General features: G+C 66.6%; 1 protein-coding gene. It reads right to left on the bottom strand.

The window, feature by feature from the left end; all coding sequences use genetic code 11:
- Window positions 1–27: 27 nt before the first annotated feature.
- Window positions 28–765 carry an ABC transporter permease gene (locus ADL01_RS22290; protein ID WP_078960689.1) on the bottom strand — a complete coding sequence of 246 codons (738 nt, stop codon included), beginning with the start codon at window positions 763–765 and terminating at the stop codon, window positions 28–30.
- Between the last annotated feature and the right edge of the window lie 29 nt (window positions 766–794).

Genomic DNA, 794 nt, shown 5'->3' with positions numbered 1-794 from the left:
GATAGAAGGTGCGGCTCGGGCGTGAGGTTATGGGGTTTGGCGGCGGAGGGTTGCTGCGCCCAGGGTTAGGACCAGTAGGGCGCAGGTCGCGACGATCAGGGTGTCCCGTACGAAGGTGGCTGTGATGTCCGTGTGGGTGAGGACCTGGTTCATGCCGTCCACCGCGTAGGACATGGGGAGGACGTCCGAGATCGCTTCCAGGACGGGGTGCATGTTGGAGCGGGGGGTGAAGAGGCCGCAGAGGAGGAGTTGAGGGAAGATCACCGCCGGCATGAACTGGACCGCCTGGAACTCCGACGACGCGAAAGCCGATACGAAGAGGCCGAGGGCAGTGCCCAGGAGGGCGTCGAGCAGGGCCACCAGGAGGAGCAGCCAGGGAGAGCCCGTGACGTCCAGGCCCAGTACCCAGACCGCCAGGCCTGTGGCCAGGGCCGACTGGACGATCGCGAGGATGCCGAAGGCCAGCGCGTAGCCGGCGATCAGGTCTCCTTTGCCCAGGGGCATGGCGAGTAGGCGTTCCAGGGTGCCTGAGGTGCGTTCGCGCAGAGTGGCGATCGACGTCACCAGGAACATGGTGATGAGGGGGAAGATCCCGAGGAGGGACGCCCCGATTCCGTCGAACGTGCGTGCGCTGCCGTCGAAGACGTAGCGGAGAAGGAGCAGGAGCAGGCTCGGGAGCACGATCAGCATCGCGATGGTGCGTGGGTCGTGTCGAAGTTGCGCCAGGACCCGGATCGCGGTGGCTGTGGTTCGGGAGGCGTTCAGGGCGGTTGTGGGGGTGAGGGGGGCAGGCG

Source organism: Streptomyces sp. NRRL WC-3618 (genome assembly GCF_001280005.1).
Lineage (GTDB): Bacteria > Actinomycetota > Actinomycetes > Streptomycetales > Streptomycetaceae > Streptomyces.
The sequence above is the reverse complement of the archived record's forward strand: the minus strand, read 5'-3'. Positions and strand labels throughout refer to the sequence as shown.